Here is a 5,132-nt window from a genome sequence, read left to right on the forward strand (position 1 = left end):
CCGGAGGAGTGAGTATCCACTTTGCATTCGAGTATCCGTGGATTTTTCTTTTACTGCTGTTGGTTCCCTGCTTCTGGCGGTGTCCTGCCGGTGTCGTGAAACTCCATTTTCCCAAACTCTCCTATGTCTCCGGCTCTTTTCTCTCCTTTGGGCGGGAGCCGCTGCTTTACGCGGCGGTTTTTTCGCTGTTCGTCACGGCGTTGGCTTCTCCGATCGTCTATGACCGCCTGGCCGCCAGCGAGCGGCATGGCCGGGATCTGGTGCTGGCTCTGGATACGAGCGGGTCGATGGCGGAATCGGGATTTTCCGAGGAGGATCGGATGAAGCGGAAGTTCGACGCGGTGCTGGAGATCGTCGACGCCTTTTTGACGGCGCGTCACGACGACAATGTCGGGCTGGTGATGTTCGGCTCCTTCGCCTATCCCGCCGCGCCGGTCACCTACGATCTCGTGGCCCTTCGTGAGATCCTGCGGATGACCGACGTGGGGATCGCCGGGGAGAGCACGGCGATCGGGGAGGGGATCGCCCAGGCGTTGCGATCCTTGAAGTTCGGCCACGCGAAGCGGAAAGTGATCGTCCTGGTCACCGACGGGTACCAGAACGCCGGATCGGTCTCGATCGCCGACGCCGTGGAGCGGGCGAAAAAGATGGGTGTGACGATCTATACGATCGGCGTGGGCAAGCCGGGGCAGTACGACGGCAAACTCCTCGAAAAGATCGCGAAAGAGACGGGCGGCCGGGCCTTTTCCGCCCGCGGCAGCGGGGACCTGGCCGAGGTCTTCGCCACGATCGCGACGCTCGAACCCAGCCCGATCCGTTCGAGGATGCCGGTGAACAGAAAGATGCTCTTCATCTGGCCGCTGATGGGCGGAATGATCCTGCTGATCGGCTATCTGTCGTTTCGGGGTGTCCGATGACACTGCTCTATCCCGAATTTCTCTGGCTGCTCGTCCCTCTGGCGCTTTTTGGGTGGCTGCGATATCGCCGGGAGAGTTCCCCGGCGTTGCCGATCCATCCGAAAGTGCTCATCGAAAACCGGCGGACCCTTTTCGTCCGGCTCGCCCCGTTCGTGGCGCTGGCCTGGATGCTCGCGGCGCTGGCCAGGCCCGTCGTGCAGAGTGAAAAGGTCGAAAAGACGCCGGGGCTGACGACGCTCTATCTGGCCATCGACGCGTCGCGGTCGATGCGGGCGACCGACCGGAAGCCCGACCGGTTCGGATTCGCGAAACGGACCATCGAAAAACTGGTGGAAAAGGACAGATCCCACCGCTTCGCCCTGATCGCTTTCACGACCAACGCGCTGATCCTCTCCCCGCCGACGGAGGATGCCGAGCTGATCCACGCGGCGCTCGAGTCGTTCAATCCTGATTTCATCCTGACCCACGGGACCTCTTTGAAATCGCTGCTGGAAACCGTCGCGAAACTGGCCGGCGAGAGAAAGGAACTGGTGATCTTCAGCGACGGAGGGGACGGGGAGGAAGAGGTGGGAGAGCTCCTCGCCATCGCCCGAAAGAGCGGCATCCGTATCCACGGGGTGGCCTGCGCGACACGGACAGGAAGCAAGATCCCCATGGGTGGCGGATGGCTGCGTGACGAGGCGGGCCGGCTCGTCGTCTCGACGCTCGATCCCCGGCTGGAGCGGCTGAGTCTCGAGACGGGGGGCGCCTTCGTCGACGAGGGGAACCCGGAAGAGGCGGCCCGCGCGATTCTGGAGAGCCTGGAAGTGACGGAGGCCGAAAGTGAGGAGGCTTCGATACGGACCAGGGAGCTTTTTTGGATACCGCTTCTCATCGGGCTGCTCTTCTATCTGGCCGGGACGCTTTCGATGAGGGTGCCTGGGCGGGTATGGGCGGCGATTTCGCTGCTGCTGGGCATCCAGGCGCAGGCGGGCCTGACGGATATCTGGCGGCTCGAGGCGGGGTACGAAGCCTATGCCCAGAGAAGGTACGAGGAGGCCGGCAAGATCTTCGCCTCCATCCGGCCGCCGCTTTTCGAGAGCACCTACGCGCTGGCCAATACCTACTACCGGCTCGGGGCCTGGAAGCGGGCCGGCCGGCTCTACCTGCAGTGCAAAACCTCCGATCCGGAGCTGAAACGGCGCATCTGGTACAATCTGGGCAACTGCGCCATGAAGATGGGCCGCTACGAAAGCGCCGTCGACTACTACGTCAAGGCGCTGCAGCTGGGATACGACGAAGATGCCGTCGCCAACCTGAAAACGGCACTCTTTCTGAAAGAGCGGCGAAAGAAGCGGATCGAACCGAAAGCCGACGCAAAGGCCCGGCCGCAGTCGGCGAGCGGGACGGCGGAGCGGAAGGAAGAGGCGGGAAAAAAAGAGTCTTCGAAATCCCGGGCGAAAATGGGGAAAGGGAGCGGAAGCTCCACCGCGGCGAAATCGACGCGCATCCGCAAAGAGCGCGCCGCGGCGGAGGCCGCCCGCCGCCATCCTCTCGGTTCGAGAGCCTACGAAACGATCAACAGGGGGTATGTCCATGAAAAACGTCCGTGGTAGCCTGCTCCACCTTCTTTTTCTTCTCTTTCTGCCCCTTATTCTGACGGCCGGAGAGGATTACGACTACGAGCTGAAGCTGGGCAAGCGGTCCCTCTTCGTCAAAGAGCCGGTACTGCTGACCTTCCGGGTCTGGCGGACCGATCCGGGTCGCATCCTCTTTTTCGAGTTCGCGCCGGAGGCGGACCGGCGGCTGGAGGTGAAGCTTTTGCGGGAGCGGCGCGGAGAGTATCGCGGGATGCCTTCGGTGACGTTCCGGTACCTGATCTTTCCGAAAGAGGCGGGAGAGATCCCGCTGCGCTTCAGGTTCGTCGTCAAACGGACCAGCGAAACGAGGCTGCGCTACAACAATACCGGCGAACCGGTCAAGGCCAAAGCGATCGACACGACCGACACGATGGAAAAGGTTCCCCCCGAAATCCTGAAAGTCGCGCCGCTTCCCAGGCCAGTGCCGCTCGTGGGGGATTACCGCCTGGAGGTCTCCGTCGACAAACGCGAGACGGCCGCCTACTCCCCCGTCTACCTGACGGTCCGGCTGCGGGGTGTCGGCGCGATGCCCGAAAAGGTCGATTTCACGCCCGCCATCGAAAATGTCAGAGTCTTCGCCGACGAGCCGAAGATCGATATCCGTTATGCGGATGACGGGATCCATTACGAGGGTAGGTTCTCCTATGCGCTGCTTTCCGACCACAGTTTCGTGATCCCTCCGATCGTGCTGGAGGCTTTTTCCTATACGAAAAAGAGGCTCTACCGGCTCGAGAGCGAAAAGGTGGCGATCGATGTCGCGCCCGTCTCCGTCGGGACCCTCGTCGACGACGAGACGCGTCCCAAGAGCGTGTACGAGACTCTCGAAACTCTGAAGCGGTGGGGAGTCTATACGCTCATATTCTTCTGCGGTTATCTCAGCGCGCTGCTCGTCGGACGTCTGCGCGGGGCGGGGAAGTCCGTTTCGAAAAGAGGGCTTTTCATGAGAGAGGTCAAAGCGGCCCGGGACGCCAAAAAGCTTCTGAATCTGCTGGTGCGTACCGGTCCTGTGAGATACTCCGTCTGGATCGACGATCTGGAAAAGGCGGTCTATCGCGGCCGGAGCGTGGATCTCGGGAAGATAAAGAAAGAGATCTTGAAAGGGTAGAAGGTATCACTCCATCTCGTCGAGCGGGGCGGGTCTGGAGAAGAGAAATCCCTGGACATAGGTGATCCCCATCTCTTCGATCATCCGAAGCTGCCGCTCGTTCTCTACCCCTTCGGCCACCACTTCCAGCCCGAACTTCTTTCCCAGCGACGCGATCGTCTCGACGATGATGCGGTCGCTTTCGTTGGTGCAGATATCGCTGATGAAAGAGCGGTCTATCTTGAGCTCCTCGACGGGGAGTTTCTTCAGGTACATCAGGGATGAAAAGCCGGTGCCGAAGTCGTCGATGGAGAGCGAGACGCCGAGCTCTTTGAGCAGGCCGATCTTGACGAAACTCTCTTCGATGTTGTGCAGCAGGAGATTTTCCGTGATCTCCAGACGGAGGTTTTTAGGATCGATGTCGTTGTAGGCGATGACCTCTTCGATCCGGTCGATGAAACTCTCCTCCTCGAACTGTCTGGGGCTGATGTTGACGGAGATGCGGTAATCTTTTTTGACGGGATCGTTTTTCCATTTCCGCAAAATCTGCCCCACCTCTTTCAAAACGAAATTGCCGATCTCGACGATCAGTCCGCTCTCCTCGGCCAGGGGAATGAAGTATCCCGGAGAGACCACTTTGCCGTTGTCGATCCAGCGGATCAGCGCTTCGACACCTACCGTTTCATACCCTTTGTCGGTAAGTCGGATCTGTTTTTGGAAAAGAAGTCTGAAGGCGTTTTCCCGGATCGCCTTGCGCAGGTTCGTGACGGTCTTGATACGCTTTTCGAGCTCTCTCTGCAGATCTTTGTCGAAAAAGACGATACGGTTTTTCCCGGTCTTTTTCGCCTGGTACATCGCGATGTCGGCGAACTTCATCAGATCGGAAGTGGTGGCGTTTTTGTCGATGATGGCGATGCCGATGCTGGCGTTGATACGGATGTCGTTGCCCTGTATCCGCATCGGCTTTTTTATATGGTTCAGGATCTTTTCGGCGATCATTTCCGCTTTGATGGCGGCGTGATTGACGGCCAGGGTTTCGAGATTCAGCAGTACGACGAACTCGTCGCCGCCGATACGCGCGACGATATCGGCTTTTCTGGTGCAGCTTTTGATCCTCTCCGTCATGGTTACGAGTACCGCGTCTCCGATGTCGTGTCCGAGGGTGTCGTTGATCTCCTTGAAGTCGTCCAGGTCGATGAAGAGGATGGCACCGTAGTGGTTTTCCCGTCGAAGCGCTTCGATACGCTGTGTCAGCATCTCCTGAAAGAAACGGCGGTTGTAAGTGCCTGTCAGATAGTCGTGGTTGGCGAGGTAGAGGATCTTCTCCTCCTTCTCCTTGAGGGAGGTGATGTCGATGATGGCGGAGATCCGGACCTTTTCACCGCCAAGTTCGGCATTTTTGCCCCGCAGAATGCCCCAGAATTTCGAACCGTCCTTTCTGAGCATGAGGGCTTCGTAGGGTGTCTGATCCTGTACCTTTATCTTTTCTCTGACCAGATCGCGGGATTCGGG

General features: G+C 59.3%; 4 protein-coding genes. 3 read left to right on the plus strand and 1 reads right to left on the minus strand.

The annotated features are described in order from the left end of the window. The 3 genes from Q1K23_RS07475 to Q1K23_RS07485 all read left to right on the plus strand — a co-directional run. Positions 1-917 (plus strand): VWA domain-containing protein (locus tag Q1K23_RS07475; protein ID WP_300363520.1); only part of this gene is annotated, 917 nt, incomplete at its 5' end. Then, positions 914-2,512, plus strand: a complete 1,599-nt coding sequence (locus Q1K23_RS07480) for a VWA domain-containing protein (protein ID WP_300363521.1) — start codon at positions 914-916, stop codon at positions 2,510-2,512. The genes Q1K23_RS07475 and Q1K23_RS07480, both read left to right, overlap by 4 nt. Then, the gene (locus tag Q1K23_RS07485; RefSeq protein ID WP_300363522.1) at positions 2,493-3,641 is read left to right on the plus strand and encodes a hypothetical protein; all 1,149 of its coding nucleotides are present in this window, start codon (positions 2,493-2,495) and stop codon (positions 3,639-3,641) included. The genes Q1K23_RS07480 and Q1K23_RS07485 overlap by 20 nt, the downstream gene beginning before the upstream one ends. Before the next feature lie 6 nt (positions 3,642-3,647). On the opposite strand, the gene Q1K23_RS07490 is transcribed toward Q1K23_RS07485, so the two are convergent. Then, a partial coding sequence (locus Q1K23_RS07490) for an EAL domain-containing protein (RefSeq protein WP_300363523.1) occupies positions 3,648-5,132 on the minus strand: 1,485 nt, incomplete at its 5' end.

The sequence above is a fragment of the Hydrogenimonas sp. genome, from assembly GCF_029933015.1.
In the GTDB taxonomy this organism is placed as follows: Bacteria; Campylobacterota; Campylobacteria; order Campylobacterales; family Hydrogenimonadaceae; genus Hydrogenimonas.

What these genes read in the sequence shown, in the direction of transcription:
- Q1K23_RS07480 (WP_300363521.1), top strand. Translation starts at nt 914, where the DNA reads ATGACACTGCTCTATCCCGAATTTCTCTGGCTGCTCGTCCCTCTGGCG.
- Q1K23_RS07485 (WP_300363522.1), top strand. Translation starts at nt 2,493, where the DNA reads ATGAAAAACGTCCGTGGTAGCCTGCTCCACCTTCTTTTTCTTCTCTTT.